Origin of the sequence: Pseudacidovorax sp. (genome assembly GCF_017991995.1) — a bacterium.
GTDB lineage: Bacteria > Pseudomonadota > Gammaproteobacteria > Burkholderiales > Burkholderiaceae_C > Xenophilus.
In genome coordinates, this window is the sequence record NZ_JAGOPN010000010.1 from 84,075 (window position 1) to 109,871 (window position 25,797).

Sequence of the window (25,797 nt, forward strand, 5' to 3'; positions counted from 1 at the left end):
TCAGGAGCTGGACTCGTCGCGCAGGCTGGGCCCGGCCCCGCCGCCGCCGTGGTCGCCCGAGCGCAGCACGTGCGCGGCGGTCGTGGCCGCATGCGCCGCCTGCTGGCGCCGGCGCATACGTTGCGCCCAGGCCGGCTCCGAGGCGGCGGACGGCGCGCCGTCGGCCTCTGCCGAGATACCGGATGCCGCAGCGGCACCAGGCGCGGCCGCACCGGCCACGAAGCCCGCCACCCGGTCCTTGACTGCCTTGGCGCCAGCAGCCACGCGCTGCCCGGCCGCACTCGCCCCCGTCTTCGCGACATTGGCGAGGCCGGCGCCCGCGGCCCGGATCGGACCGCCGGTCGATGCTGCCGCGCCGGTCTGGTAGGCCGCCCTCGCGTCGCTGGCCAGCGATGAGGCCGCACGTCCTGCAGTAGCTGCGCCACCGATGGCCGTCCGCGTGGCACCCGGCGCCATGCGTGCGCCGGCGGCAACGGCGGAGCCCGCACCCGCCACGGCGGCCGTGCCAGCGACAGCCAGTCCCGCAGCGCCGATCGCCGTGCCCGCCGCCGCGCCGGCCCCGAGCTGCGGCGCCCCGGACACCAGCCCGGTGGCGATCCCCGGCCCGAAGATGCCCAGCCCCAGCATGGCCAGAGATGCCAGCATGACCACCAGCGCATGGTCGATGTTCGGATCGGCGCCTGGCGCCGTGGTGAACTCGCTGAACAACGTCGAGCCGATCCCCACGATCACCGCCAGCACCAGCACCTTGATGCCCGAGGACACCACGTTGCCCAGCACCTTCTCGGCCAGGAACGAGGTCTTGTTCCACAACGCAAAGGGCACCAGCACGAAGCCGGCGAGCGTGGTCAGCTTGAACTCGATCAGCGTGACAAAGAGCTGCACCGCCAGCACGAAGAAGGCCACGATCAGCACCAGCCACGCCAGGAACAGCACCGCGATCGTGTCCACGTGCGCGAACACCTCCGGGAAGCCCGTCATGGTCCCGATCTGCTCCATGATCGGCCGGCCGGCAGCGATGCCGACCTTGGCCAGTTGCCCCGGCTGCAGCAACTGCGCCTTCGACAGGCCCGAGCCGGAGGCGGTCAGCCCCAGCCCGGCGAAGGAGTTGAAGACGATGCCCGCGAGTCGGTTGAAGTTGCCCAGGATGTAGGCGAAGGCACCGACGTAGAGCACCTTCCTGACCAAACGCGCCAACACCTCGTCGCCCTGTCCCGAGGCATGGCTCATGGCCCAGAAGAGGCCCGCCAGCGTCATGTCGATCGCCACCAGCGTGGCCGTGAGGAACGCCACCTCGCCGCGCAGCAGCCCGAAACCCGAGTCGATGTAGCGCGAGTAGGTGTCGAGGAGACGATCGATCACCGCCACGTCGTCCATGGCTACTCCTTCGGTGCCGCCGGCGAAGATGGCGGGGAAGGCGAAGAAGGCGCAGGCGAAGCCGATCCGGCCGGCTTGGATGCCTCCTCCTGCCAGAAGCCGCCCGGCGACGATGCAGATGGCGTGTACTTCGGTCCGCCGGAGCCGAAGAAACGCCGCCGGGTCGCCTCGGCCACCGCATTGCACTGCGCATCGCCGATCCTGGCGTGGTCAGCCTTGCAAGCAGCGCGCAGCTCCTTCAGCCGCTCGGGGTTCGCCACCAGCGACTCGACCGATTCGATGCTACCCACCGGCGAGGACTGGCCACAGGCCGCCAGCGTCAGCGCTACAGCAATCACGACAAAGAGCTTCTTCATGTCATCTCCTCACGGGTTGCCGTAGAAGTTCACGGTGTAGGGCGTGTACGGCGTCCCAATGCCCATGAAGCGGCGGCGCACCTCGCGGGCGCGCTCCTGCACCGCCACCTGCCGTGCCTGCTCCAGCGCGACGGCGCGGTCCTGGGTGATCCGCAACTGCTGCGCCTGGATCGACTGCTTGGCCTGCAGGGCCAGCAGTTGGTTCGTCGCCTGCATGGCCTGCAAAGCACCCGTCGCGGACTGGCTCCTGTCCACCAGGTCGGCCAGCACGCCCTCGTCCACGCCCAGGTTTTTTGACACCTGCGCCTGCATCCGCAGAGCGGTCTGCAAGCCGTCGAGCGTGTGCTTCCACCGCTCGCGGGCGTCCTGGACCATCCGGTCGCCGCTCACCGTGGCGGCGTACTGCTCGGGATAGAGGCGCTGGAATTCCTTGTCCATGGCCGCCACGTCGTAGGCCAGCCCCTTAGCCTGGGCGATCAGCCGCTGCGTGGCCGCCAGGTTGCTGCGCAGGCGGCTGACCACGCTGAACGGCAGGCTGGCGAGGTTGCGCGCCTGGTTCATCAGCATCTGCGACTCGTTCTGCAGCTGCTGCACCTGGTTGCTGATCTGCTCCAGCGTGTTGGCCGCCGTCATCATGTTCTGCATGAAGTTGGAGGCGTCGAACACGGTGTCGCCGATGCCGAAGATGGCGTGGGCCGGCTGCCCGGCGCCGAGAGCCAGCGCGCCAGCGGCGGCCAGCGCGACGACACGAGGCTTGAGCTTCAGGGGTTTGAGGAAAGGCTTGCAATTCATGGCGCTTTCTCCTGCAGGGTGGAAGGAACGAAGGGAGGTGTCGGAAACGACGGGATGAGGTCGGCGGCCCAGTCCAGGCCGCGATGGCGCAACCAGGCCGAGGCGAAGCTGGGACCACTGGAGGTGGCAAGCACCGCGTCCATGGCGCGCTGGTCCTCGGGCGAGGCCGCGGCCGCAAAGGCCAGCGCCACCGGACCCAGGCCCAGCTCGAAGACGCGGTTGCCCAGGCGCGACTGGTAGTAGTAGTCGCGCTTCGGGGTGGCCGTGGCCACGATCCCGATCTGCCGGCTGTTCAGGCCGAAGCCCTCGTAGATCGTGCGGATCTGCGGCTCGGCGGCCTGCGGGTTGGGCAGGAAGATGCGGCTGGCGCAGCTTTCGATGATGGCCGGCGCGATGGCCGAGTCCTTGATGTCCGCGAGCGACTGCGTGGCGAAGACGATCGACACGTTCTTCTTGCGCAGCGTCTTGAGCCATTGGCGGATGCGCGCAGCGAACACCGGGTCATCGAGGAACAGCCACGACTCGTCCAGAATCAACAAGGTCGGCGCCCCGTCCAGGCGCTCCTCGAAGCGCGCGAAGAGATAGCGCAGCACGGCCATCACCGCCGCCTTGCTGGGCATCAGCTCCTCCATCTCGAAGGCCTGCACGTCGGCAGTGCCCAGCCGGTCGTGGTCGGCGTCCAGCAGCCGGCCGTGCGCGCCGCCCAGCACATAGGGCGCCAGCGCCTGGCGCAGCGCGTTGGACTGCAGCAGCACGGATAGCCCGGTCATGGTGCGCTGCTCCAGGGGAGCACCAGCCAAGCTGCCGAGGGCGGTCCAGACAGCTTCCCGCTCGGGCGGCCCCACCGCCACGCCCTCCTGCACGAGCCGGCCCTCGATCCACTCGGCGGCCCAGGCGCGCCAGCCCTCCCGGTCGATGCGGGCCAGCGGCTGGAACGCCATGGCACCGTCGGGGCCCAGATCGTAGTGCTCGCCACCGAGCCCCAGGACAGTGGCGCGGATCGAGCGCCCCATGTCGAAGGCGAAGATGCGCGAGCCCGGATAGCGCCGGAACTGCAGGGCCATCGTCGCCAGCAGCACCGACTTGCCCATGCCGATCGGCCCCACCACCAGGGTGTTGCCCACGTCGCCGATGTGCGTGACCAGCCGGAAGGGCGTTGCGCCATCGGTGCGCGTGACAATCAGCGGCGGTCCATCCAGATGCGCATTGCGCTCCTGGCCGGCCCACACCGCCGAGACCGGCATCAGGTGCGCCAGGTTCAGCGTCGAGACGATCGGCTGGCGCACGTTGGCATAGGCGTTGCCGGGGATGGACGAGAGCCACGCCTCCACGGCATTGAGCGTCTCGGGGATGGTGACGAAGCCCCGCCCCTGGATCGCCCGCTCGGCCTGGCGCAGCTTCTCATCGGCCGCGGCCGCATCGGCGTCCAGCACCGCCACCGTGGCGGTGACGTAGCCGAAGGCCACCTGGTCGCCGCCCAGTTCCTGCAAAGCGGCGTCGGCGTCCGAGGCCTTGTTGCTGGCGTCGGAATCCACCAAGGGGGATTCCTGCTGGAAGACCGTCTCGCGCAGCAGGGCCACGATGTTCTTGCGCTTGGCGAACCACTGGCGGCGCAGGCGCACCAGTTCCTTCTCCGCCTCGGCCTTGTCCATGCACAGGAACCGCGTGCACCAGCGGTAGGCGAAGCCCAGGCGGTTCAGGTCGTCCAGGATCCCCGGCCAGGTCGAGGCCGGGAAGCCGCGCACGGTCAGCACCCGCAGGTGCATCTCTCCCAGCATCGGCGCCAAGCCACCGGTCAGCGGCCGGTCGGCCAGCAGCGCATCCAGGTGCATCGGCACCTCGGGCACGGCCACCGGATGCCGCGCCGTCGAGACGCAGCCGTGCAGGTAGGCGAGCGTCGCGGCGTCATCGAGCCAACCGATCTCCGGCATCACGCCCTCGAGCAGGTCCAGGAAACGCTCGGACTCGACGACGAAGGCGTCCAGGCGCTCGGGCCAGTCGACACCCTCCACCGGGCGGTTCTCGTAGAGCAGCCGCCCCGCCCGCGCACGCGACTCCTCGGGCGGCAGGTACAGCAGGGTCAGGTGGTAGGCGCTCTCGAAGTGGCTGCCCGCCTCCTCGAAGGCGGCGCGGCGCTCCTCGTCGACCAGCCAGGACAGCGGCTCCGGGAAGGAGGATGGCGGATAGTCCGCGGCATCCCGCCGCTCGGCCTCGACGAAGAGGGCCCAGCCCGAGCCCAGCCGGCGCAGCGCGTTGTTCAGCCGCGCCGTGGTGGCGACCAGTTCGCCCTGCGTGGCGCTGTCCAGGTCCGGGCCGCGGAAGCGCGCCGTGCGCTGGAAGGCGCCGTCCTTGTTCAGCACCACGCCCGGCGCGACCAGCGCGGCCCAGGGCAGCCAGTCGGCCAGCAGCGCGGGGCGGCGACGGTACTCGGCGAGGTTCAGCATATCGGCGTCTCCCCCGCCTCAGATGTCCAGCAGCGCGCGATGCTTGATGTGCCGCGCGAAGACCTGCATGAACTGCGCATCCATGCGCGCACCCCAGACCGCCAGCGCGTGGCCGGCGACCCAGAGCACCACGCCCGGGACCCACAGCTGCAGGCCCAGCCCCACGGCCGCGGCCAGCGTGCCGTTGGCGATCGCCACCGTGCGCGGCGCACCGCCCAGCAGGATGGGCTCGGCCAGGGACCGGTGCAGTGGGATCTCGAACCCCGGCACGACAGCGAGCGCGGTCATACCAGCACCGCCCCGCCCGAGAACGAGAAGAAGGACAGGAAGAAGCTCGAGGCGGCGAACGCGATCGAGAGGCCGAACACGATCTGGATCAGGCGCCGGAAACCCCCGGAGGTATCGCCGAAGGCGAGCGTCAGGCCCGTGGCGATGATGATGATCACCGCGATGATCTTGGCGACCGGCCCCTGGATCGAGTCCAGGATGGACTGCAGCGGCGCCTCCCAGGGCATGCTGGAGCCGGCGGCGTGCGCGGGTGCGGTCATCGCGAGCAGCAGGGCGCCCACCAGGGCCGCCGGCTGAACGGATTTACGGAAAGTCGTCATGTCGGGTTTCCTTCAGAGGAAGACGGTTCAGGCATCGAGGGAGACGCCGGCCCGATCGATGCCTCGAGCCGGTAGCCCTGGCTGTCGTGGCCGGCCACGCGCACGATCTCGCGCACCCGGCGGGCATGGCCCCGGCCGGCGATGAAGACGATGACGTTCACCGCCTCGGCGATCAGCGCCCGCGGCACGGTGACGCTGACCTCCTGCACGAGCTGTTCGAGGCGCACGAGCGCGCCCTGGGCCGAGCCCGCATGCACGGTGGCGATGCCGCCCGGATGGCCCGTGCCCCAGGCCTTGAGCAGGTCCAGGGATTCCGCGCCGCGCACCTCGCCCACCACGATGCGATCCGGCCGCAGCCGCAGCGTGGCACGCACCAGGTCGGCCATGGAACTGACCCCCGGCTCGGTGCGCATGGCCACGTGGTCGTCGCTGCGGCACTGCAGCTCCACCGTGTCCTCGAGGATCAGCACGCGATCGCCCGTGCCCGCGATCTCGTCCAGCAGTGCATTGGCGAGAGTGGTCTTGCCGGTGCTGGTGCCGCCGGCCACCACGATGTTCAGGCGCTCGCGCACGGCTTGGCGCAGGAAGGCGGCCTGGGCCTCAGCCATGATCCCGTCGGCCACGTAGTCCGCCAGGGTCATGATGCGCAGCGCCCGCTTGCGAATGGCGAACGAGGGCGCGCGCACGATGGGCGGCATCGCCCCCATGAAGCGCTCGCCGGTCTCGGGCAGTTCCGCCGACAGCAGCGGCGCGCCCGGATGCACCTCGGCGTGCACGTGTGCGGCGACGACGCGGATGATGCGTTCGGCCACGGGCGGCGGCATCCTGTGGCCCGTGGGCACGCGGCCGCTTTGCAGCCGGTCCACCCAGAGCGACCCGTCCGGGTTCAGCAGCACCTCGACCACGTCCGGGTCCTCCAGCGCGGCGGCGATCTCCGGCCCCATCGCCGTGCGCAGCATGCGGATGCGGCGCCGGGCGGGCTCGCGGTCGGGCACATCCTCGGGGCGCGTCATCCTGCATCCTCCGAGGCGTCCACCGGGCCGACCTCCTCGTGGACTTCCCGCACCAGGCTGCGCCCGCGCTGGATGTGCCGGGCCAACTGCTCGATGAACTGCGCGTAGCGCGCACGGCCCTGGGCGCGCACGGCCTCCTGCTGCTGCTCGGGCACCGGCAGGGCGAGTGTCAGGTAGTGCCGCACGAACAGGGCCACGGTCTCGATCAGGATGCCCTGGTCGCGCTCGAGCCGGTCGAACTGGCGCGACAGGCGGTCCAGGCGCCTGCCCATCGCCGCCTCGCGCTGGTCCATGGCATCGGGCGAGAGGAAGGAAGACAGCGCCGCCGCGATCACCGAGGACTTCGACACGCCCCGGTGCACGGCCACGTCCTCCAGCCGCCTTGCATGCTCGGGCTCGATGAAGATGTTCAGGCGCGCCCGGGTCATAGGGCGATCCCGTCATCCGGGTCCAGCGCGGCCAGCCGTGCGGCGCGCACCTGGCCGCGATCCAGTTGGCGGTCCAGCTCGTGTGGCAGCGGCGGTGCATCCCCCTCGTCGCGCTCGTCGTCCAGCAGGATCAGGTCGCCCGCCTCCGGCTCTTGGACCAGTTCACGGACATCTTCCAGCTCCGGCCTGAGCTGATGGCCACCCTCGTCCGCGAAGCCGCCTGCATCGCTGCCGCCAGCGACTTGCGGAGGCGGAGGAGTCGCGAGGCCGCTCCAGTCGTCGGTCCGGCCGGCGGGCTTGTCCGCATAGGTGCCGGCGACCAGCACGGGCGGCGCCAGCACCCGCCGCGTGAAGTTGCGGTCCTGGTAGTAGCGCAGCTTCCTCGCGCGGATCGGCGGATGGCCGGAAACCATCACCACCGCCTCGTCCGGCGGCAACTGCATCACCTCGCCCGGCGTGAGCAGCGGCCGGGCCGTCTCCTGGCGCGAAACCATCAGGTGGCCCAGCCACGGCGCGAGCCGGTGGCCGGCGTAGTTGCGCTGGGCGCGCAGTTCGGTGGCCGTGCCCAGCGAATCGGAGATGCGCTTGGCCGTGCGCTCGTCGTTGGTGGCGAAGGCGACGCGCACGTGGCAGTTGTCCAGGATCGAATGGTTCGGGCCGTACGCCTTGTCGATCTGGTTCAGGCTCTGCGCGATCAGGAAGGCCCGCAGGCCGTAGCCCGCCATGAAGGCCAGCGCCGACTCGAAGAAGTCCAGCCGGCCCAGGGCCGGAAACTCGTCGAGCATCAAGAGCAGCTTTTGGCGCCGCGCGATGCCGTCCGAACCATCGAGCGACTCGGTCAGGCGCCGGCCGACCTGGTTGAGGATCAGGCGGATCAGCGGCTTCGTGCGGCTGATGTCCGAGGGCGGCACCACCAAGTACAGCGATACCGGGTGTTCGGCGGAGATGAGGTCCGCGATGCGCCAGTCGCAGCGCGAGGTCACCTCAGCCACCGTCGGGTCGCGATACAGGCCGAGGAAGGACATGGCCGTGGACAGCACGCCCGAGCGCTCGTTCTCGCTCTTGTTGAGCACTTCGCGTGCGGCCGATGCCACCACCGGATGTGGACCATCGCCCAGGTGCGGCGTGGTCATCATCCGGTGCAGCGTCACCTCGAAGGGGCAGGCCGGGTCCGACAGGAAATTGGCGACGCCGCGCAGCGTCTTGTCCTCGCCCGCGTACAGCACGTGCAGGATGGCACCCACCAGCAGTGCGTGGCTGGTCTTCTCCCAGTGGTTGCGCCGCTCCAGCGCGCCTTCCGGATCCACCAGGATGTCCGCGATGTTCTGCACGTCGCGCACCTCGTGCACGCTGCGGCGAACTTCCAGCAGCGGGTTGTAGGCGGCCGAGCGCGGATCGGTCGGGTTGAACAGCAGGCAGTGGCTGAAGCGGCTGCGCCAGCCGGCCGTGAGATGCCAGTTCTCGCCCTTGATGTCGTGGATCACGGCCGAGCCGGGCCAGGTGAGCAGCGTGGGCACCACCAGCCCGACGCCCTTGCCCGAACGCGTGGGCGCGAAGGCCAACACGTGCTCGGGGCCGTCATGGCGCAGGTACGTGCACAGCCCGCGGCGCAGCTTTCGGCCCACGCCTTCGATGCGGCCCAGGAAGACCCCGGCATCGCCGGCCAGGCCGGCCTTCTCCACCTCTTCGGCTTCGGCCCAGCAGGCCGAGCCGTAGGTGGTGACCCGCCCGGCGAGCCGTGCCCGCCACACCGCCATGGCGATGGCCGCGGCGGTGGCGGCCAGCCCGCTCGAAGCGGCCGCGATCCCGCCACGCTCGAAAACGCGGGGCGCATAGGCGCCATAGAGGTACCACCATTCGAACAACTTCCATGGCTCGTAGGCCGGCATTCCGAGCACATGGAACCAGGCTGGCCCGAGTCCGGCCTGGTAGCCCAAGGCCCGCGCCGTCCACTGTGTGGCAGCCCACGTGCCGCCCAGCGGCACGCACAGCACCACGATGATCTGTCCGAACAGGATGCCGGTCGCTGATGTCGGCATGAGGCCACCTCCCGAGGCACGTGATTTCCAATGCGCGTGCCACCACGACACGCAGGCACGAGTCTGAAATCAGGCGCCCGCGAGGCACACCCGTCGGGGCGTGGCCTGGCGTACGCCGGCGGGCGCGTCGCTGTTTTGCTTCTTCTCGTGGAGGCGGTGCGCGTGGGAGCGCGGCCAAGTCAGACGGCGGTCAGCATGCCAGCCGACGCGCATCGCGTCCAAGGCTTCTGACGCGAGCCGACATCGCGCCACGGCGATGTGCTGTTACGGCTGATGCAAGGTTCGGGCGTACGCGAGGAATCGCTGGAGCACCTCCGGCAGGGCGGGGTGCCGGTGTTTGTGCAGCACGTAGGTCTTGATGCGTATGTCTTCAGCCAACGGCACGACGACGACATCGGCGCGACGCAGAGTCGTCATGTGGCCGGCATCGGCCACGCCGACACCCAGGCCCGCAGCCACGCGGATGACGTAGCCCACCAGGGTCCGGGCTTCGGCTGCGATAACGGGCCTAGCAGCGTAGTGTCGACGCACAGCGTCCATCTGCTGACGCAGCCCTGGCAGACGGTCGAGGCGGCAGGCGATCATGGGGAAGGCCAGGAGTTCGGAGATCTGCACGACCTCGCGGGTGGCCAGTTCGTGGTCGGGTGGAACCAACGCCACCAAGGGGTAGTCCCAGACCATCTCCTGGGCAATGGCGTCATCTTCCGCAATGCCGAAGGAGAAGCCGACATCGACCTCCTCGCGCCGCAGCGCGGCCAACAGCTCGGACGCAGGCATCTCGGTGATCTCCAGCGGGATGTCGGGCGCCAGTGCGCGCCAGCCGAGAAAGCAATCGGAGAGCCTGGGCTGGGCCATGCCGTCCGCCACGCCGACGCGAAGCGGTGCGCGGTAGCGGGCGTCGGTTTCGCAGACCACCCGTTTGATGCGCTCGAACCGCGTAAAGAGCATGCGGGCATGCTCGAGCAGCTTAGATCCGGCGGGGGTCAGTTTCAGCCTGCGTGGCGCGCGGACGAGGAGCGTGACACCCAGTTGCTCCTCCAGATCGCGCACGGTGCGCGACAGAGGCGTCTGGTCGACGTGCACGCGTTCGGCAGCACGGCGGAAATTCAGCTCCTCCGCGACCGCGATGAAGTAGCGCAGATGTCTTAACTCAATCATCGATGCCGCGAGTCGAATGGACTAGTACGCCAGGAATCGATTCACATATTGCAAAAAGGGCTCAAGCCTTCTTGAAGGAATTCGCTGTATGCCATTTGTCCTCGTAGCCGAATGAGACCGAAGACACCATGAAACGCTCCTGCGGCATCTCTCTATGGAGCCGGCCACCTTCAGGCCGGCACGGTGCCCGCCGCAGGCCCGCTGACGAACACGTCGGCATGGAAGCGCGCGGCCGGCAGGCCCAGCGCCTGCACCGCCGCCTCGCGCACCGACTGCACCATCGCCGGCGAGCCGCAGCAGTACAGCTCGTGCCCCGACAGGTCGGGGCAGTGCGCGCGTAGCGCCGCATCGACCCGGCCGGCGAAGGCGCCCTCGCGCGTCTCTCCGCTGAGCGCCTCGATGAAGCGGAAGTCCTGCGGCCACTGGCGCTGCCACTTCGCGACCGCCGGGCGCAGGTAGATGCCCTCGGCACGGCGGGCGCCCCAGATCAGCGTGATCGGCCGCGCCACGCGCCGGCGCGCCATGTCGTCCAGGATGGATTTGGCTGGCGCGAAGCCGGTGCCACCCACGACGAAGACGATCGGCCGGTCCGCGTCCGCCTCCAGCGTGACGGCGCCGAAGGGCAGCTCGACCTCGATCGCGTCGCCCGGCGCCAGGCTGGGCACGCGCGCGCTGAAGGCGCCGTCGGCCACGTGGCGCACGTGCAGGGTCAGCGTGTCGTTCTCGTGCGGCGGGTTCGCCATCGAATAGCAGCGGGTGCTGCCGTCGGGCAGCGCGAGTTGCAGGTACTGGCCGGCCTGGAAGCGGGCCCGCTGCCCGGCCGGCAGGCGCAGCTGCAACACCGAGACGTCGGGCGCCGCCAGCTGGTTGCGGAACACCTTCGCCGTGAAGCGCTTGCGGGCGGCCGGGTCGACGCGGTGCCAGGCGGCGGGGCGGATGCGCAGGTCGCTGCGCGGCGCGCACATGCACAAGAGCACTTGATCGGGCCCGCAGCTCTCGTTGCGCAGCGGGCCGCCCAGGTTGGCGACCTCGCCCCCGGCCACCGCGCCGGCGCAGTTGCCGCACACGCCCTTGCGGCAGGAGTAGGGCAGCTCGATGCCGGCGCGCAGCGCGGCGTCGAGCACGCTCTGCGCCGGGCCGCAGTCGAAAGCGGCGTCGCTGCCCTCGATGGTGATGCGATGGTTCATGCCGTTCCTTCCTCCACGCCGGCGCTCGTCAGCAGCGCGATGGTGCGCAGCACAGCGCCGGGGTCCGCGATGCCGAGGCCGGCGATGTCCATCGCGCTGCCGTGGCCGACGCTGGACAGCAGCGCCTGCGCGCCGATGGACAGCGCGCTGGCCGCGTTCGGCGCCAGCAGCTTGACGGGGATGTGGCCCTGGTCGTGCAGCATCGCGACGTACAGGTCGTGCCGCCGCTGCGCCAGCAGCAGGTCGGCGCCCAGCGGGCCGTCCACGCGCAGGCCCTCGGCGCGCAGCGCCTGCACGGCCGGCTCGACGTGCTGCGCGTCCTCGGGGCCGAACAGCCCGCCTTCCGAGGCGTGCGGGTTGATGCCGAAGACGCCGATGCGCGGATCGGCGACGCCCAGCCGCGCGCAGGCCCGCACGCCTGCGCGCGCCGCCGCCGCGACCAGCGCGGGCCGCAGGCGGCCCAGCGCATGCGCCACGCTCTCGTGCAGCGTGGCGTGCACGATGCGCAGGCCGCCGCCGACGAGCATCAGGAACACGCTGTCCTCCGGCTGGCCGCACACGCGCGCGACCAGCGAGGGGTAGCCGCTGAAGGCGATGCCGGCCTGATGGATCGCCGTCTCGTGGTGCGGGCAGGCGACCACGGCGTCGGCCTCGCCGCGCCGGCAGGCCTCGATGGCGGCGCTGGCTGAGGCGACGGCCGAGGCGCCCGCCGCCGGGTCGATGCGGCCGGGCCGGGCTGCCTGCGCGGGCAGCGTGCCGGCGTCCACCGCGGGCTGCCCGCGCAGTAGCGCCTCCAGCCCGAGCTGCGATGCCATGCGCTCCAGCACGGCCGCGGGGCCGTACAGCGTGATGCGCTCGCGTGCATCGGACGGCAGCGCCGCCAGGGCCTTGAGGGCGATCTCCGGCCCGATGCCGTTGGGGTCGCCCACGGCCAGCGCCAGCCGGGGCGGCGCGACGGTCGCAGCCATGGCGTTCACAGCGGCAGGGCCAGCAGCGTGTCCGTCACCGTGCTGTCGCACACCGCGACGCGCGAGCGCAGGCGCAGCCGGCCATCCTGCCGCACCACGCGATCGCGGTAGACGCCGCTGGCGAACAGGTGGGTCTCTCCGGTCGCCATGATGCGCGCCACCATGAAGGGCGTGCGAGCCTCGGCGCCCGTGTCGTCCTGCGCGCCCAGCACCGGGATGCCCAGCAGATGGCGGTAGCGCTGGCGCTCGTAGATGTTGGCCTCGCGCAGCGCGGCGATGCGGTCCTCCAGCATGGCGCGCGAATCGGCGTAGACGATGCCGGCCGGCAGGCCCTCGCGCTCATTCTCCGTGTGCGTGATGCGGTAGTGGCAGTCGTCGGTGAAGAAATCGGCCCACCGCTCCAGCGCATCGCTGTCGATGGTTTCGGCATAGGCCGCGTTGAAGGCGCACAGCGCCAGAAGGTCGATCATGGTGTGCTCTCTCGATGGGCAGGCGCGCTCAGGCGCCCATGTGCTGCCGGTAGGCCTTCCAGAAGCCGCGCACCGAGGCCTCGGTGGCGCGGCCCTCGCTCGACGCGGTGCCGTCGCCGCCCATCTCCACCACCGCCTCCAGCGTGCCCGCGCCGGCGATGCCGCGCTGCACGAAGCCGCCGACGGCGCCGTCCTCCATCGAGATGAAGCCGGCCGGCCCGATCAGGTTGGACTGCTTGAGCCGCACGCGGCGCTGCTCGGGCGTGTCGTCGGCGTAGCCGAGGTAGGTCCAGTTCAGCTCGGTGCGCTCCACGCCCCTGGGCAGCACCTGGCGCACCGCCAGGCAGTTTTGGATCTGCTGCAGCACGAAGCCGGGGAAGACCGAGAGGATCTGCAGCGTCACGCCGTCCCCGTATTCCTGGAAGCCGGCCAGCAGGCTAGGGTCCTTCAGGCGGTAGTTCGCATCGTCCGAGCGCAGGCCCTGGTCGCGGTACGAGGCGTCCTTCTCCGCCTGCGCGTCGATCATGGAGTAGCTCACATGGTTGCCGCCGCTCTCGTCGACGATGACGCCGCCCTTTTGCGACAGGCGATTGAGCTCGAAGGTGGTGAAGAACAGGTGCAGCAGGCTCGCGTGGTAGCTGTCGCGCACGTTCTCCACGTACAGCTTCCAGTTGTTGGGCAGCGCCTGCGTGAAGCGCCCGATCACCTCCACCGGCTTGTGCAGCACGCGCTCGATGCGTTCGCAGATCTCCTCGCCCAGGTACTCCTCGATGCCGGGCACCTCGTCGCTGAAGCTGCCGAAAACCAGCCCGCAGAAGGCCGCCACGCGCAGCTTGCGCGGGCCGTGCGCCTCCTTGCAGAAGCCGGGCGGCATGCCGCCCTGGCCCTTGACGCCTTTCTCGAAGGCCACGCCGGTCAGGTCGCCCTGCCGGTTGTAGCTCCAGGCGTGGTAGACGCACTGGAAGTTCTCGGCGCGGCCCGACTTCTCCAGCGCGATCAGCGCGCCGCGGTGGGCGCAGCGGTTCTCGAAGGCGTAGACCTCGCCGTCCGCGTCGCGCACCACCACCACCGGCGTCTCGCCGACGAAGGTGGTGCGGTAGCTGCCGGCCTCGGGCAGCTCGGCCTCCAGGCACAGGTAGTTCCAGGTCTCGCCCTGGAAGATGCGCGCCTGCTCCTCGGCGGCGAGCTGCGCGTCGCGGTAGACGCCGTAGGGGATGCGCGTGAGCCCGGGGCCGGACCAGCGGACGGGTTGAAGGGTGGACGTGTCTTGCATGGGTTGCTCAGTCGAGGCGGACGTTGGCGCTGCGGATGACCCGGTCCCACTTGGCGGACTCGGCGCGGATGAACTGGCCGGTGCGGGCCGGGTCCCAGCCGCGCGGCTCGGCGCCCTGCTCGGCGAACTTCTGCCGCACCTCGGGCTGGGTCAGTGCGCCGGCAAAGCTCTTCTGGAGCGCGGCCACCTTGGCCGCGGGGGTGCCCGGCGGCGCCACCACCGCGAACCAGGTCACGGCGTTCATCGACGGCAGCCCCTGCTCGGCGAAGGTGGGCACCTCGGGCAGTGCTGCGGAGCGCTGCTCGTCGGCCACGCCCAGGATGCGCAGCTTGCCCGCCTGGTGGAAGGGCAGCGACGAGCTGATGTTGTCGAAGAACACGTCGATCTGCCCGCCCACCAGGTCCACCAGCGCCGGCGCCGTGCCCTTGTAGGGGACGTGGACCATCTCCGTGCCCGTGAGCTGCATGAACAGGCTGGCCGTCAGGTGCGAGGTGGTGCCGTTGCCCTGCGAGCCGTAGGTCACCTTGCCCGGGTTGGCCTTGGCGTAGGCGATGAACTCCTGCACGGTCTTCACCGGCAGCCGCGGGTTGACCACCAGCACGTTGGGCACCGTCGCCAGCACCGTGACCGGCTCCCACTTCGACGGGTCGAAGGCCATCTTCCGGTACAGGTGGTGGTTGATGGCGATCGGCCCGGGCGGCGAGGCCAGCAGGGTGTTGCCGTCGGGTTCGGCGCGGAATACCGCCTCGGCGCCGATGTTGCCGCCGGCGCCGGTGCGGTTGTCGATCAGCACGCCGGCGGGGAACTGCGCGCGCAGCTTCTCGGCCACCACGCGCGGCAGGATGTCGGCCGTGCCGCCGGCGGGGTAGGGCACGATGATCTTGAGGGCTTGCGGGGTCTGTGCCGTGGCGCTGCCGAGCAGGCAGGCCGCAGTCAGGCAGGCGGCGCCGAGGCGCCGCGCGAGGGCGGTTGTCATCCTGTTGTGTCTCCGTGTCTGACGTTCATCGGGGGTGATCCAGTGTCCGGGCCGCATGCCTTTCGCCACAAGCCGGATGTGCGGCATGCGCAAAAATGGACGCCCCGGCATGCGAAGGATCAAGATGCGATGGCAGACAAGAACTTCGTGAGCTCGCTCGATAAGGGCCTGCAGGTGCTGGGCTGCTTCGGCCGGCAGCACGCGCGGCTCACCGTCTCGGAGGCGGCGCGCCTGACCGGCAGCACGCCGGCCTCGGCGCGGCGCTCGCTGCTCACGCTGCAGGCGCTCGGCTACCTCGACAGCGACGGCAAGCGCTTCTGGATGCTGCCCAAGGCGCTGCTGATCGCGCACGCCTATCAGTTCCCGCCCGATGCCGCAGCTTGCGCAGCCGCTGCTGGTCGCTCTCTCCGAGCGCACCCGTGAGTCGGCCAGCCTGGGCATGCTTCTGGGCGACGATGTGGTGATCGTCGCTCGCGCAATTGCCCGGCGCAGCCTTTCGACGGGGCTGGCCATCGGATCGCGGCTTCCGAGCTATTGCTCGGCGCTCGGCGGGGTGTTGCTCGCCGCGTTCGAGCCCCTGGAGGCACGCAGACGTGTCGACCAGATGCAGCGCGCTGCACTGACACCGCGCACCCTCTGGCGTAGCAACGACGTCGTGGCCGAGGTGGCCCGCTGCCGCGAGCAGGGCTGGTCGGAGAGCGATGAGGAACTGGAACTCGGCGTGCGGTCGATGGCCATCCCGGTGTTCGACCGTGCGGGCGATACCGTCGGCGCCATGAGCATCGCGGTCCAGGCCGACCGTATGACGATGGCGGATTCCGTTCGACCATGCTGCCGGCGCTGCGTCGTGCGCGCGATGCGCTGGCGACCCGCTTGCCGGCGGATTGTGCGCACCCGGGCCGGGCGCAGTGGAGCCGCTGCGGCGGGCATCTCGGTACTTCGATGCAAAGCGTCGTAGGGGAAACCCTGGAACGACCAAGTTTCTTTCGCGATGCGCAAATATCCTGACGCTACATCAAGCCTTCGGTCACACCATCGCGCCCGCGGCTGCAAATCAATGCCGCGAACCAGTCGAAGGAGACATAAGATGCAGACAACAGTCATCACGATGCTGCTGGCGTCGGTGGCCCTAGCCGCGTGCGTTGGCGGCGGATCCACGCCGCTGCCGCTGCCGCTGCCGCAGCAGCAGCCGCCGCAGCAGGAGCCTCCGCCGCCCCCGGTGCCCTTGGCTTCGCGCGCCGCATGCGAGGCTCTGAAGGACGGAAATGGCGACATGGTGTGGCCAAATGCCGCGACGGTCGTGGAAGTCGCTGCCTGGCGTGACGCCGCGCCCGCCACCGCATCTGCGGCGGCGCTGCCCGAACACTGCGAGGTGTCCGGCACCATCGCGAAGCGCACCGGGATCGACGGCTATCCCTACGAAATCAAATTCCGCCTCCGGATGCCCGCAGAATGGAACGGTCGTTTCTTCATGGAAGGCGGCGGCGGAACCAACGGCTCGCTGTCCGCGGCTACCGGCAGCATTGGTGGGGGACAGATCGCAAGCGCGCTGTCTCGCAATTTCGCCACCATCGCAACGGATGGAGGTCACGACAACGCAGTGAACGACAATCCCGACGCGCTCGGCACCGTTGCCTTCGGATTGGATCCGCAGGCCCGTCTCGACATGGGCTACAACTCGTACGATCAGGTCACGCAGGCAGGCAAGGCCGCGGTGGCCAGGTTCTACGGACGCGCTGCCGACAAGTCCTATTTCATCGGCTGTTCGGAGGGCGGCCGCGAGGGCATGATGCTCTCGCAGCGCTTCCCTTCCCACTACGACGGCATCGTTGCCGGTGCACCAGGCTACCAGTTGCCGAAGGCCGGGATCAGCGGTGCGTGGACCACACAGTCCCTTGCGCCCGCCGCTGTCGGCTTGGATGCACAAGGCGTGCCGCTTATCAATAAGTCTTTCTCTGACGCCGACCTGCACCTTCTTTCACAGGCAATCCTGGGCACATGTGACGCCCTCGACGGCCTTGCGGATGGCATCGTTGACAATTACCGGGCATGCCAGGCAGCCTTTGACCCCGCCACGGCAGCCAATCCTGCAAACGGCCAGGCGCTCCAGTGCGTTGGCGCCAAGACTGCGGATTGCCTGAGCCCCGTCCAGGTCACTGCGATCAAGCGCGCGATGGCGGGGCCCGTGAATTCGGCGGGAACGCCGTTGTACAACAGATGGGCTTGGGACGCTGGCATGAGCGGACTGAGTGGCACGACCTATAACCAGGGGTGGCGCTCGTGGTGGCTCGGTAGCTTCAACAGCAGTGCCAACAACGCCCAGCGCGTGAGCGGCTTCTCGGCGCGCTCCTGGCTGGTCGATTTCGCCACACCGCCCGAACCGATGCCCTTGACGCAGGTTGCCGCGCGGATGATGAAATTCGATTTCGACATCGATCCGTTGAAGATTTGGGCGACCAGCGGACAGTTCACCCAATCCAGCATGGACTGGCACGGTGCAACTTCTACTGACCTTGCTGCCTTCCGCGATCGCGGCGGCAAGATGATCCTGTACCACGGCATGTCCGACGCCGCGTTCTCAGCCCTGGACACGGCCGACTATTACGAGAGACTTGGCGCAGCGATGCCAGGTGCTGCTGGATTCGCGCGCCTTTTTCTGGTGCCGGGTATGAATCATTGCAGCGGCGGTCCCGGGACCGACCGGTTCGACATGCTGACGCCCTTGGTCGCCTGGGTCGAGCGCGGCGAGGCGCCGGATCAGATCTCCGCCTGGTCGGGCACGCCAGGGTACTTCGGGGTGGCGGCACGCACGCGGCCACTTTGCCCGTATCCCCAAATCGCCCGCTACAAGGGTAGTGGAGACATCAACACCGAAGCGAACTTCGCCTGCGCGGCGCCGCCCTGAAAGGGGCCACGTAGCGTGGCGCCTTGCACGATTGCTCCGGCAAGGTGAAGTTTTCATGCTGCGTACTTGACGATCGGGTCCTGGAAGCAGGTCAAGACGCGATGACAGACAAAAACTTCGTGACTTCGCTCGACAAGGGTCTGCAGGTGCTGAGCTGCTTCGGCCGGCAGCACGCGCGACTGACAGTCTCGGAGGCGGCGCGCCTGACCGGCAGCACGCCGGCCTCGGCGCGGCGCTCGCTGCTCACGCTGCAGGCTCTTGGCTACCTCGACAGCGACGGCAAGCGCTTCTGGATGCTGCCCAAGGCGCTGCTGATCGCGCACGCCTACCTCGCCTCGCGCGCGACGCCCACGCTGGCGCAGCCGCTGCTGGATGCGCTGTCGGAGCGCACCCGCGAGTCGGCCTCGCTGGGCAAGCTGCTGGACGACGACGCGATCATCATCGCTCGCTCCACGGCGCGGCGCAGCCTGAGCATCGGGCTGGGCATCGGCTCGCGCCTGCCGGCCTACTGCTCGGCCATCGGCCGCGTGCTGCTGGCCAGCCTGCCGCCGGGCGAGGCCGAGCGCCGCGTGCGCGCCATGCCGCGCCAGCCGCTGACGCCGCGCACGGTGTACGAGGTGCGCCCCGTGCTGGAGCTGATCGCGCGCTGCCGCGAGCAGGGCTTCGCCGGCAGCGACGGCGAGCTGGAACTGGGCGTGCGCTCCATGGCCGTGCCGGTGCACGACCGCAGCGGCTCGCTGGTGGGTGCCATGAGCATCGCGGTGCGCGCCGAGCGCATGAGCTTCGCCGAGTTCCGCGAGGCCTTCCTGGCCGCCCTGCGCAAGGCCGGCACTACGTTGGGCGAGCGGCTTTATCCCGAGTGAAGGGGAACGGCCTGCTACACCCTGTGCACTACGCCCGCGCTCAACTCAGAGACACTGGCTGTACGCGAAGACTACCGGGGTTGGACTGCTTCAAGCTCCTTCAGAAACCACGAAAATCCAACCCCGTCCAGCCCTCAAACTGACATGGGATGATGTCGAGGACCACGTGCGGAGTCTGGTCAGTCTCCTTGGGTTCATCCTTCAGGCACGTCCTTGGGCAGCAACGACTGCGTCATGGCAACCCACTCTTCTGCTAAGACAAACCCCGGCGTCGCCGACAGTGCGTCGCCTCGATTTCCAGCCAGGGCTGTACGCGAATCCCTCGGCGCCATCTTGCGTCCAGTCGCACTCTCGGCGTCAAGGCTTGTCGGGCCTCTCGAGGAAGGCGAAAACGCCAAGCATGCTTCTGTCGATGACCGTGCGGTGATCCGCGTCCTGAATCTCCTCGTAGCGAAAGATCATCTTTCGCTCTTCCATGGCATCAATCCACGTCCTAGTCATGTCGACGGGAACCGCTTGATCGACCACGCCCTGCGTGATCATCACAGGCACGGTGATCTTGGAGAGAACTTCCTGCATCCGGGGGACCATTCGTCGGGTCGCCGGCGCGATGGCCGCAACGGCGTTCCACTGCTTGGGATATTTGGATGCGAGGTAGAGCGCGCCGGCGCCTCCCATGGAATGACCGACTAGGAACGTGCGCGCCGGGTCCGTCCGGAACTCCTGCTTCGCCAGGGCCAGCACGTTCATGACGTCCTGCTCACTCAACGCCCTCAGGTTCGGGGGATCGTGGGCCGCTGCAGGATCGGGGGTGCGGCCAAGGCCTGCGCGGGGGCTGTACTCGCCGGGGATGCCATACCAGCCCCGCGGGTTGTATCCCATGGGCGCAACCACGACATAGCCGCCCTTCTCGGCCAGGTCGAGCAGCGCGCCGCGCATGAGGGTGTTGTGGTTCCCGTTCAGTCCATGCAGCGCGATGATCAAAGGCGCCGGCTTGTCTTTCCTGACCTTGCTGGAAACGAACACCGCGTAGGGCAAGTCCTCCCCGGTGGGACCGAAACGGTAGGTCCGCTGCCCGACCCGCGGATCGGGGGGCAAAGGCTGCGGCCGCGGCGATGCAGGCGGGGCGACGGGCTGAGCCGCCACGACCCCGGACAACGCCGACAAGCCAACGCCGATCGCCCATGCCCGAAGCATGTTTCTTCTGTCGAGTTCCATAGCCTTTCCTTTCCACGCCGAAATGCCGGCGGCTTCTCCGCCTATTCCCGCCCGGACCTTGCGTGCAGCGCGAACGCCATGAGGCGCAGGTCGCGCCAGTGAGACCTTTCCCGCAGTTGCGCCTGGGGCAGCAGCTTCCGGCGCTGTGCCTCGACCTCGGCGATCAATTCGGCATCCCAGCTGTCCGAATGGTCCCTCGACGCGGCGATGCGCTGGTAGAGCGGCCCCAATCGCCGGGCATAGTCGGCGACGCCGCCCACCGCATTGAGGTCGATGGTCTCGAACGGTCCCATGAAGGACCAGCGCCATCCCAACCCGTCGCGTACGGTCTTGTCGATGTCCTCCACCGAGGCGATCCCATCCTTGACCAGTGCCCAGGCCTCCCTGAGCAGCACGGCCTGGAGGCGATTGAGGACGAAGCCATCGATCTCGCGTCTCACCGTGATCGGACTCTGGTCGCATGCCAGCATCAGCTCGCGGGCGAAATTCAGAGCATCCGCACCGGTATCGGGCGAGGGAACCAGCTCGACCAGCGGGATCAACGACGGCGGATTGACCGGGTGCACCACGAGGACGCGGTCGCTGATGCGCAGCCCAGATGCAAACGCGGAGGCCGGGATTCCCGAGGTAGAACTACCGATGATCCGCCTGCCGTCGTCCAACGGCTCGAGTTGCTCAAGCAAAGCGCGCTTCAGATCCGCCTTCTCCAGAATTGACTCCTGGACGTAGACGGCATTGCGCACCGCCTCCTCCAGCGAGGCCACAACCCGGACTCTTCCGGCGACGACGGACGGGGGTTCGTCGACCAGCCCCTGGTCGGACAGCGCGTCCAACTGCAGCCGTATCCGGCCTGGCGCTGCCTCCAGGACGGCGGCATCGGCGTCATGGATGTTGACAGCGAATCCGGCCCGGGCGAAAACCACGGCCCACGCGCAACCGACCAGGCCCACACCGATGCAGGCAACGGTTCCGAAGTTCTTGGGATCTATCATGGGCATATTCATCACAAGGTTCAAAGAATTTCGCGCTCCCTGCCCCAGTTCATGCGTAGCCCTGAATTGGGGCGCCTGCACGCAGTCCGAGCTTCGAGATGAGGACCGGCGCCCCGCCCCAGCGCTGTCGGGCAAGCCAAGTGGCAAGCCCTTGGTCCATCACGCGCGTGTGGCCTGGAAACCAGTCGGCCAGCGCAATCGCGAAGGCACGAACCACATCGGCGCGCCCCTGGCCAAACGCAATCTTGACTTCGCGCAGGCTTTCCAACACGGCAGCATGCTCTTCGACGTGGCAGCGTGCCGAGTCGTACCGCGAGACGCGCATCGTCTCTTCCTCCTCAGCAAAGTGCGAGCGCACATGGCGCTCGAAAGCGGCCAGGGCGGCATCCAGCGCCCCAGTGTCCGACGACAGCAGCGCATCGACGCACCGAACGAACTCGCGATGCATCAAGTCCATGCTCTCTTCTCCGAGCACGAACCTTTCATCCCAGGCGAGCGAACTCGGGATTGGTCGTTGAACAGCCAGCGCCGCAACCGAAAGGGCTTCCTTGCTCACGGGTTGGTCCCAAGGCCTGCCTCCCGCATCACGCCGCTGAGCTTCTTCACATCACCTTCAAGCCACTTGCGCGCTTCGACCGAGCCGACGAACCTGGGCTGCACCTCCAGATCGTTGAGACTCTTCATGATGGCCGGATCGTTCATCGCATCCCGGAAGGCGGCTTCGAGGCGCTGCAATACGGGTGCGGGAGTTCCTGCCGGCGCGGAGATCGTCACCAGCTGTTCGTTTCCGTCGAGCTCCGGGTAACCCTGCTCGCCCGTCGTTCCAGCGCTGGGCAAGAGCGGCAGCCGCGTGGGCCGCTGCACGGCGATCACCCGCAGCCCTGCACCATCCATCTGCTTGACCAGCGAGCTGTAGGGCAAGACGCAGGCGTCGACATCGCCGGCCTTGATCGCGGTCAGCGCCGGTGCCACTCCGTTGTAGGGAACATGCGTGATGTTCAGCTTCTGGCCGGGATGGTTCTTCTGGAAGGCGAACCTGAACATCTCCAGTTGAAGGTGGTTGATGCCGTTGGCGCCCGTGGAGCAGATGCTCAGTCCTCCAGGCCTGCTGTTCGCCAATGCCACGAGTTCGGGCAATGTCTTGGCCGGGGTCTTGTCGCTGACGGCGAACAGGGAGGTGTAGATGCCCAGGCCCGCGATGGGCGCGTAGTCCTTCAGGCTGAACTCGTGGTTACGAACGAGCAGATGGACGAAGCCGAACGCCGAGCCGGAGGCGATGAACAGCGTGTAGCCGTCCGGCTTGGCCGTGGCTGCGGCGCGCGCTCCGACGGCGCTGCCGGCACCCGGGCGGTTGACGATCACCACCGGCTGCCCCAGGAGCTCATTGACCTTCTTGCCCAGCACGCGGGCGGTCGCATCGAGGCTGCCACCGGCGGCGAAGGGAACGATGATGCTGATCGGTCCCTGAGGAAACGCCGGTTCGGCCGCCGCGGCGCGCTGCGCAGCCGCAGCCAGAAGCGCTGATGCCAGCAGCGCGGGTAGGACCTGGCTGCCGAACTTCGGCAGTTGGAGGGCGAAGCGGGCGCGGCGCGCCAGCCCGGCGATGGTCGGGATCATACGGTGTCTCCTTGACGGACGTTGGTCTGGGATCGGACAGGCCCTTACGCCTGAACGGCAGGGGCTTCCATGGGGCGGGCCGTGCTCATGAGCGCCTCGGCCTTGTCGGGATCGAGATCCTCCGGCAGGACGGTCTGCGTGGCCCGAACGCGATAGAGATGCGGCATGAGCGAGGCCTCCGGCCGCGTGCCGCGGTCTTCGCATGCGAGGGCCGCATCGATCAGCGTCCTGCGCATGGCGACCACGGCGCGGTCGCTGCTGCCGAGGTTCTCACGCGTGCGATCCACGATCGCACCTGCCGTCTCGCACACCATCGCGTCCTGGGCGCGCACCCCTGCGATGCCCGTGAACGACACGGTCTTCTGCAACTGGCGATCGATCAGGTAGTTGTTGTCCAGGCGTTCCGTCGGGCGCGTGGTGCCTGGCACGACCTTGCGGTGCGCGACGTCGCCGTTGCACCATGCCGCCAGTTCCTTATCGCCCAGCCTGCGGTCCGGGCGAAACGTCACGCAGATCACCCAGCAGCGCTCGTCCGTCATGGGCACCCACATGCGCACCAGATGGGCGTCGTCCGGATGCGGGGGGATCATGGTGTAGAACGGCATCAGGAACTGGTTCAGGCGCCAGTAACGCTGCCCCTCGGCGGTCCTGCGTCCGTTGCAGGCCATGAAGCCGGCCGGCGTCGGCAGGATCTTCCAGACCGGTGCCTTGTCGTCGTGGAAGTATTGCCCGGTCAACGCTTGGGCATCACCTTCGGTCTTGTTGACGAGGCTGTGCAGGAAGCCCACGTGCGCGCTGTCCAGTTCGCCCTCCATCGCCTGGGCATAGTTGCAGTCCTGCTCCCAACGCGAGGCATAGATGTGATCGTCCGGCAGGCCCAGCCACTCGAAGTCGGGCAGCGGCGGCGCGTCGCCCTCGCCCATGTACACCCACAGCACGCCGCCGGCCAAGCGCGCTGGGTAGGCCGTCGCCCGGACTTTCGAGCACATCGGACTGCCTGCGGGCTCGGTGGGCATGTCGAGGCACTTGCCCTCCACCGAGAACTTCCAGCCGTGATAGACGCAGCGTACGCCCCCCGCCTCGTTGCGGCCGAAGAAGAGGCTGGCGCCTCGGTGCGGGCAATGCTCGTCCAGCACGCCGATGCGGCCCTCGGTGTCGCGGAACACCACCAGCGACTCGCCCAGAAGGGCGAGGCGAACCGGCGGTTCGTCCGCGGCGGGGATCTCGCGCTCGAGCATGGCCGGCGTCCAGAAGGAGCGCATCAGCTTGCCCATCGGTGTCCCCTGGCCGGTGCGGGTCAGGACGTCATTGTTTTCTTTGCTCAGCATGGCGGTATGAAGTAGCTATTGGGTTTCGCGAAGATGGATCTGAAGAAGCCGGACGCACCACAGACATCAGTCGGCCTTGGCCCCAGACGCCTGGATGACAGGGGCCCACTTCAAGATGTCGGCACGGATGCGCTGGTCGTATTCCTGGGGGCTGGAGCCGACGGGATCCAATCCCATTTCGAGCAGCTTGTGCGCAAATTCCGGCGTGTGCGCCGCGCGTGCGATGTCCGCACTGATCTTCTGCACGATGGCCGCCGGCGTGCCCGCCGGCGCAATCACGCCGACGCTGCTCTGGGCCGACACGCCAGGAACAGTCTCGGCGACCACCGGGATGTCGGGCACGCTGGCCGGGCGCGAGGGACTGAACAGGGCGATGGGCTTGAGCTTCCCAGCCTTGATGAGGCCGGCGCTGGCGTAGTAGGTGTCCATCAGCAGCGGCACCTGCCCGCCCATCACGTCCTGTTGTGCCGGCGCGCCCCCGCGGTACGGCACGTGGACGATGTTCACGCCCGCCTTGACCTTCAGAAGCTCCATCACCAGGTGGTGCGCGGTGCCGCTTCCCGGGCTCGCATAGCTCAGACGCCCGGGCTGCCGCCGGGCGAGCTCCAGCAACTCCGCGAGATTGCCCGCCGGCAGCGACGGGTTGGCATCCAGGATGATGTGCTGCACACCCACCTCCGACACCGGCTGGAGATCCTTCAGCGTGTCGTAGGGCAGGTTCGACCTCAGCGTCGGATTGATCGCATGGGACGACACGGCGATGCCTAGCGTGTAGCCATCCGGCGGGGCCTTGGCGACCACGTTGGTCGCCAGCACGGCGCCGGCACCCGGCCGGTTGTCGACGACCACCGGCTGGCCCCATACCTCGGAAAGCTTTTGCGCCAACAGCCGCCCCTGCGCATCGGTCGAGCCACCCGGCGGGAACGGGATGACGAGCCGGACCGGCCGGCTGGGCCAGTCGTCCTGCGCGTGGACCGGCGAGGTCATGGCCAGCGGAAGCAGCGGCAGCGCCAAGCGCATCCTGTTTTTCATCGTGTGTCTCCTTGGCCCGTGGCGGCCAGTGCGTTCTCATCTGCACGTACATCCAGACCCATGGATCGACGATGTAACGATTGCATTATGCAAGTATTTATTTCGCCTCACAAGGGCCACCGACAAAGGGAGACCTCCTTCGGCTAGGCGATTTCCCTAGGATCGAAAGGTTGCAAATCAAGGAGAAGTGGGCATGACGGCTATGCTCGGGACGCAGCAGCCCCTGCCGCAGACCTCTCGCATCCATGGCCACCAAGAAGAAGTTCGCCCTCGAACACTGGATCTCCTACCGATTCGGTCTGATTGCGTCCCGCATCGGCACCGTGATGGCCGCCCGCTACGTGGCCGCCCATGACCTGCCCATGCCTGCATGGCGTTCGCTGGCCGTCATCGCGCGCTTCGGCCCTCTTTCGGCGGGCGAATTGGGGGAGCGGACATCGTCCGACCCGTTCCGCGTCGTCCGCGCCATCGACCTGCTGGTCAAGCGCGGCCTAATCACGCGTACACCCGACCCTTCGGACAGACGGCGCGCCCGCCTGGAATTGACCAGCGCCGGGCGCGCGCTCTACGAGGAAATCGAGCAAGGCGCAATCGCCAACGAGAAATTCGTCCGCGCAGGCCTCACTGCGCAGGAGATCCGGCTGCTCGAGAGCATGCTGGACCGCATCGATGCGCAAGTGCAGGCGCTGAGCGCGGGCGTGTCCGAGCCCACCCGCGCCGAGTAGACCGGCCGGCAGCGTCTTGCGACGGGTT

25 protein-coding genes and 1 pseudogene are annotated in these 25,797 nt (G+C 68.5%); 5 read left to right on the plus strand and 21 right to left on the minus strand.

Features of this window, described 5'->3' with window-relative positions; translation table 11 throughout:
• From trbL to KBC94_RS15045, 15 genes and pseudogenes are all read right to left on the minus strand, one after another.
• The gene (gene trbL, locus KBC94_RS14975) at nucleotides 1-1,377 is read right to left on the minus strand and encodes a P-type conjugative transfer protein TrbL (RefSeq protein ID WP_294371502.1); all 1,377 of its coding nucleotides are present in this window, start codon (nucleotides 1,375-1,377) and stop codon (nucleotides 1-3) included.
• Between the two features lie 119 nt (nucleotides 1,378-1,496).
• Nucleotides 1,497-1,733, minus strand: a pseudogene (locus KBC94_RS14980) (EexN family lipoprotein); the annotation flags it as partial.
• A gap of 9 nt (nucleotides 1,734-1,742) precedes the next feature.
• Entirely contained in the window at nucleotides 1,743-2,498 is a 756-nt protein-coding gene (gene trbJ / locus KBC94_RS14985) for a P-type conjugative transfer protein TrbJ (protein WP_294371830.1), read from the minus strand.
• 23 nt (nucleotides 2,499-2,521) lie between these two features.
• Nucleotides 2,522-4,969 carry a conjugal transfer protein TrbE gene (trbE, locus tag KBC94_RS14990; protein ID WP_294371504.1) on the minus strand — a complete coding sequence of 816 codons (2,448 nt, stop codon included), beginning with the start codon at nucleotides 4,967-4,969 and terminating at the stop codon, nucleotides 2,522-2,524.
• Between the two features lie 18 nt (nucleotides 4,970-4,987).
• Nucleotides 4,988-5,257: a VirB3 family type IV secretion system protein gene (locus KBC94_RS14995; RefSeq protein WP_294371507.1), complete on the minus strand. Its 270-nt coding sequence runs from the start codon at nucleotides 5,255-5,257 to the stop codon at nucleotides 4,988-4,990.
• The gene (locus KBC94_RS15000; protein WP_294371510.1) at nucleotides 5,254-5,577 is read right to left on the minus strand and encodes a TrbC/VirB2 family protein; all 324 of its coding nucleotides are present in this window, start codon (nucleotides 5,575-5,577) and stop codon (nucleotides 5,254-5,256) included. Before KBC94_RS15000 ends, KBC94_RS14995 begins: the two co-directional genes overlap by 4 nt.
• Complete coding sequence (gene trbB, locus KBC94_RS15005) at nucleotides 5,574-6,590, minus strand: P-type conjugative transfer ATPase TrbB (RefSeq protein WP_294371512.1); 1,017 nt, start codon at nucleotides 6,588-6,590, stop codon at nucleotides 5,574-5,576. The genes KBC94_RS15000 and trbB overlap by 4 nt, the downstream gene beginning before the upstream one ends.
• Nucleotides 6,587-7,018 (minus strand): CopG family transcriptional regulator, encoded by a 432-nt coding sequence (locus KBC94_RS15010; RefSeq protein WP_294371514.1) that lies wholly within the window; start codon nucleotides 7,016-7,018, stop codon nucleotides 6,587-6,589. The genes trbB and KBC94_RS15010 overlap by 4 nt, the downstream gene beginning before the upstream one ends.
• The gene (locus tag KBC94_RS15015) at nucleotides 7,015-9,057 is read right to left on the minus strand and encodes a conjugal transfer protein TraG (RefSeq protein ID WP_294371517.1); all 2,043 of its coding nucleotides are present in this window, start codon (nucleotides 9,055-9,057) and stop codon (nucleotides 7,015-7,017) included. The genes KBC94_RS15010 and KBC94_RS15015 overlap by 4 nt, the downstream gene beginning before the upstream one ends.
• A gap of 264 nt (nucleotides 9,058-9,321) precedes the next feature.
• Nucleotides 9,322-10,215 carry a LysR substrate-binding domain-containing protein gene (locus KBC94_RS15020; RefSeq protein ID WP_294371520.1) on the minus strand — a complete coding sequence of 298 codons (894 nt, stop codon included), beginning with the start codon at nucleotides 10,213-10,215 and terminating at the stop codon, nucleotides 9,322-9,324.
• 170 nt (nucleotides 10,216-10,385) lie between these two features.
• On the minus strand, nucleotides 10,386-11,402 hold the full coding sequence (locus tag KBC94_RS15025) for a 2Fe-2S iron-sulfur cluster-binding protein (RefSeq protein WP_294371523.1): 1,017 nt from the start codon (nucleotides 11,400-11,402) through the stop codon (nucleotides 10,386-10,388).
• The gene (locus KBC94_RS15030) at nucleotides 11,399-12,370 is read right to left on the minus strand and encodes a 4-hydroxythreonine-4-phosphate dehydrogenase PdxA (protein ID WP_294371526.1); all 972 of its coding nucleotides are present in this window, start codon (nucleotides 12,368-12,370) and stop codon (nucleotides 11,399-11,401) included. Before KBC94_RS15030 ends, KBC94_RS15025 begins: the two co-directional genes overlap by 4 nt.
• 5 nt (nucleotides 12,371-12,375) lie before the next feature.
• Nucleotides 12,376-12,840 carry a nuclear transport factor 2 family protein gene (locus KBC94_RS15035; RefSeq protein WP_137947718.1) on the minus strand — a complete coding sequence of 155 codons (465 nt, stop codon included), beginning with the start codon at nucleotides 12,838-12,840 and terminating at the stop codon, nucleotides 12,376-12,378.
• Nucleotides 12,841-12,868: 28 nt separating this feature from the next.
• Nucleotides 12,869-14,113: an aromatic ring-hydroxylating dioxygenase subunit alpha gene (locus KBC94_RS15040; protein ID WP_294371537.1), complete on the minus strand. Its 1,245-nt coding sequence runs from the start codon at nucleotides 14,111-14,113 to the stop codon at nucleotides 12,869-12,871.
• 7 nt (nucleotides 14,114-14,120) lie between these two features.
• Nucleotides 14,121-15,089, minus strand: a complete 969-nt coding sequence (locus KBC94_RS15045; protein WP_294371540.1) for a tripartite tricarboxylate transporter substrate binding protein — start codon at nucleotides 15,087-15,089, stop codon at nucleotides 14,121-14,123.
• A gap of 129 nt (nucleotides 15,090-15,218) precedes the next feature.
• Here KBC94_RS15045 and KBC94_RS15050 point away from each other — a divergent pair, with 129 nt between their 5' ends.
• From KBC94_RS15050 to KBC94_RS15065, 4 genes are all read left to right on the plus strand, one after another.
• Nucleotides 15,219-15,512, plus strand: coding sequence for a helix-turn-helix domain-containing protein (locus KBC94_RS15050; RefSeq protein ID WP_294371542.1), 294 nt, complete (start codon nucleotides 15,219-15,221; stop codon nucleotides 15,510-15,512).
• Complete coding sequence (locus tag KBC94_RS15055; RefSeq protein ID WP_231638278.1) at nucleotides 15,460-16,047, plus strand: IclR family transcriptional regulator C-terminal domain-containing protein; 588 nt, start codon at nucleotides 15,460-15,462, stop codon at nucleotides 16,045-16,047. The genes KBC94_RS15050 and KBC94_RS15055 overlap by 53 nt, the downstream gene beginning before the upstream one ends.
• A gap of 129 nt (nucleotides 16,048-16,176) precedes the next feature.
• Nucleotides 16,177-17,994, plus strand: coding sequence for a mono(2-hydroxyethyl) terephthalate hydrolase (locus tag KBC94_RS15060; protein ID WP_294371556.1), 1,818 nt, complete (start codon nucleotides 16,177-16,179; stop codon nucleotides 17,992-17,994).
• A 101-nt stretch (nucleotides 17,995-18,095) separates the two neighbouring features.
• The gene (locus KBC94_RS15065; protein WP_277849201.1) at nucleotides 18,096-18,857 is read left to right on the plus strand and encodes an IclR family transcriptional regulator C-terminal domain-containing protein; all 762 of its coding nucleotides are present in this window, start codon (nucleotides 18,096-18,098) and stop codon (nucleotides 18,855-18,857) included.
• Between the two features lie 357 nt (nucleotides 18,858-19,214).
• On the opposite strand, the gene KBC94_RS15070 is transcribed toward KBC94_RS15065, so the two are convergent.
• From KBC94_RS15070 to KBC94_RS15095, 6 genes are all read right to left on the minus strand, one after another.
• Nucleotides 19,215-20,075 carry an alpha/beta hydrolase-fold protein gene (locus KBC94_RS15070; protein ID WP_277849202.1) on the minus strand — a complete coding sequence of 287 codons (861 nt, stop codon included), beginning with the start codon at nucleotides 20,073-20,075 and terminating at the stop codon, nucleotides 19,215-19,217.
• A 41-nt stretch (nucleotides 20,076-20,116) separates the two neighbouring features.
• A complete protein-coding gene (locus tag KBC94_RS15075; protein ID WP_277849203.1) occupies nucleotides 20,117-21,067 on the minus strand; it encodes a 3-hydroxyacyl-CoA dehydrogenase in 951 nt (316 codons plus the stop codon).
• A gap of 49 nt (nucleotides 21,068-21,116) precedes the next feature.
• Nucleotides 21,117-21,623, minus strand: coding sequence for a hemerythrin family protein (locus tag KBC94_RS15080; RefSeq protein WP_277849204.1), 507 nt, complete (start codon nucleotides 21,621-21,623; stop codon nucleotides 21,117-21,119).
• Nucleotides 21,620-22,684 carry a tripartite tricarboxylate transporter substrate binding protein gene (locus tag KBC94_RS15085; protein ID WP_294371567.1) on the minus strand — a complete coding sequence of 355 codons (1,065 nt, stop codon included), beginning with the start codon at nucleotides 22,682-22,684 and terminating at the stop codon, nucleotides 21,620-21,622. Before KBC94_RS15085 ends, KBC94_RS15080 begins: the two co-directional genes overlap by 4 nt.
• A gap of 44 nt (nucleotides 22,685-22,728) precedes the next feature.
• Nucleotides 22,729-23,922 carry a Rieske 2Fe-2S domain-containing protein gene (locus KBC94_RS15090; RefSeq protein WP_294371570.1) on the minus strand — a complete coding sequence of 398 codons (1,194 nt, stop codon included), beginning with the start codon at nucleotides 23,920-23,922 and terminating at the stop codon, nucleotides 22,729-22,731.
• 156 nt (nucleotides 23,923-24,078) lie between these two features.
• On the minus strand, nucleotides 24,079-25,044 hold the full coding sequence (locus tag KBC94_RS15095) for a tripartite tricarboxylate transporter substrate binding protein (protein ID WP_294371573.1): 966 nt from the start codon (nucleotides 25,042-25,044) through the stop codon (nucleotides 24,079-24,081).
• A 245-nt stretch (nucleotides 25,045-25,289) separates the two neighbouring features.
• On the opposite strand from KBC94_RS15095, the gene KBC94_RS15100 reads away from it, so the two are divergent.
• Nucleotides 25,290-25,769, plus strand: coding sequence for a MarR family transcriptional regulator (locus tag KBC94_RS15100; protein WP_294371576.1), 480 nt, complete (start codon nucleotides 25,290-25,292; stop codon nucleotides 25,767-25,769).
• Nucleotides 25,770-25,797 lie beyond the last annotated feature (28 nt).

Coding starts and splice junctions, on each gene's coding strand:
- trbL (WP_294371502.1), bottom strand. CDS start 1,377: ATGGACGACGTGGCGGTGATCGATCGTCTCCTCGACACCTACTCGCGC.
- KBC94_RS15030 (WP_294371526.1), bottom strand. CDS start 12,370: ATGGCTGCGACCGTCGCGCCGCCCCGGCTGGCGCTGGCCGTGGGCGAC.
- KBC94_RS15090 (WP_294371570.1), bottom strand. CDS start 23,922: ATGCTCGAGCGCGAGATCCCCGCCGCGGACGAACCGCCGGTTCGCCTC.
- KBC94_RS15095 (WP_294371573.1), bottom strand. CDS start 25,044: ATGAAAAACAGGATGCGCTTGGCGCTGCCGCTGCTTCCGCTGGCCATG.
- KBC94_RS15000 (WP_294371510.1), bottom strand. CDS start 5,577: ATGACGACTTTCCGTAAATCCGTTCAGCCGGCGGCCCTGGTGGGCGCC.
- KBC94_RS15060 (WP_294371556.1), top strand. CDS start 16,177: ATGCAGACAACAGTCATCACGATGCTGCTGGCGTCGGTGGCCCTAGCC.
- KBC94_RS15020 (WP_294371520.1), bottom strand. CDS start 10,215: ATGATTGAGTTAAGACATCTGCGCTACTTCATCGCGGTCGCGGAGGAG.
- KBC94_RS14995 (WP_294371507.1), bottom strand. CDS start 5,257: ATGACCGCGCTCGCTGTCGTGCCGGGGTTCGAGATCCCACTGCACCGG.
- KBC94_RS15040 (WP_294371537.1), bottom strand. CDS start 14,113: ATGCAAGACACGTCCACCCTTCAACCCGTCCGCTGGTCCGGCCCCGGG.
- KBC94_RS15100 (WP_294371576.1), top strand. CDS start 25,290: ATGGCCACCAAGAAGAAGTTCGCCCTCGAACACTGGATCTCCTACCGA.
- KBC94_RS15075 (WP_277849203.1), bottom strand. CDS start 21,067: ATGATAGATCCCAAGAACTTCGGAACCGTTGCCTGCATCGGTGTGGGC.
- KBC94_RS15010 (WP_294371514.1), bottom strand. CDS start 7,018: ATGACCCGGGCGCGCCTGAACATCTTCATCGAGCCCGAGCATGCAAGG.
- KBC94_RS15035 (WP_137947718.1), bottom strand. CDS start 12,840: ATGATCGACCTTCTGGCGCTGTGCGCCTTCAACGCGGCCTATGCCGAA.
- KBC94_RS15055 (WP_231638278.1), top strand. CDS start 15,460: ATGCCGCAGCTTGCGCAGCCGCTGCTGGTCGCTCTCTCCGAGCGCACC.
- KBC94_RS15025 (WP_294371523.1), bottom strand. CDS start 11,402: ATGAACCATCGCATCACCATCGAGGGCAGCGACGCCGCTTTCGACTGC.
- KBC94_RS15085 (WP_294371567.1), bottom strand. CDS start 22,684: ATGATCCCGACCATCGCCGGGCTGGCGCGCCGCGCCCGCTTCGCCCTC.
- KBC94_RS15065 (WP_277849201.1), top strand. CDS start 18,096: ATGACAGACAAAAACTTCGTGACTTCGCTCGACAAGGGTCTGCAGGTG.
- KBC94_RS15045 (WP_294371540.1), bottom strand. CDS start 15,089: ATGACAACCGCCCTCGCGCGGCGCCTCGGCGCCGCCTGCCTGACTGCG.
- trbB (WP_294371512.1), bottom strand. CDS start 6,590: ATGACGCGCCCCGAGGATGTGCCCGACCGCGAGCCCGCCCGGCGCCGC.
- KBC94_RS15050 (WP_294371542.1), top strand. CDS start 15,219: ATGGCAGACAAGAACTTCGTGAGCTCGCTCGATAAGGGCCTGCAGGTG.
- KBC94_RS15070 (WP_277849202.1), bottom strand. CDS start 20,075: ATGGAACTCGACAGAAGAAACATGCTTCGGGCATGGGCGATCGGCGTT.
- KBC94_RS15015 (WP_294371517.1), bottom strand. CDS start 9,057: ATGCCGACATCAGCGACCGGCATCCTGTTCGGACAGATCATCGTGGTG.
- trbE (WP_294371504.1), bottom strand. CDS start 4,969: ATGCTGAACCTCGCCGAGTACCGTCGCCGCCCCGCGCTGCTGGCCGAC.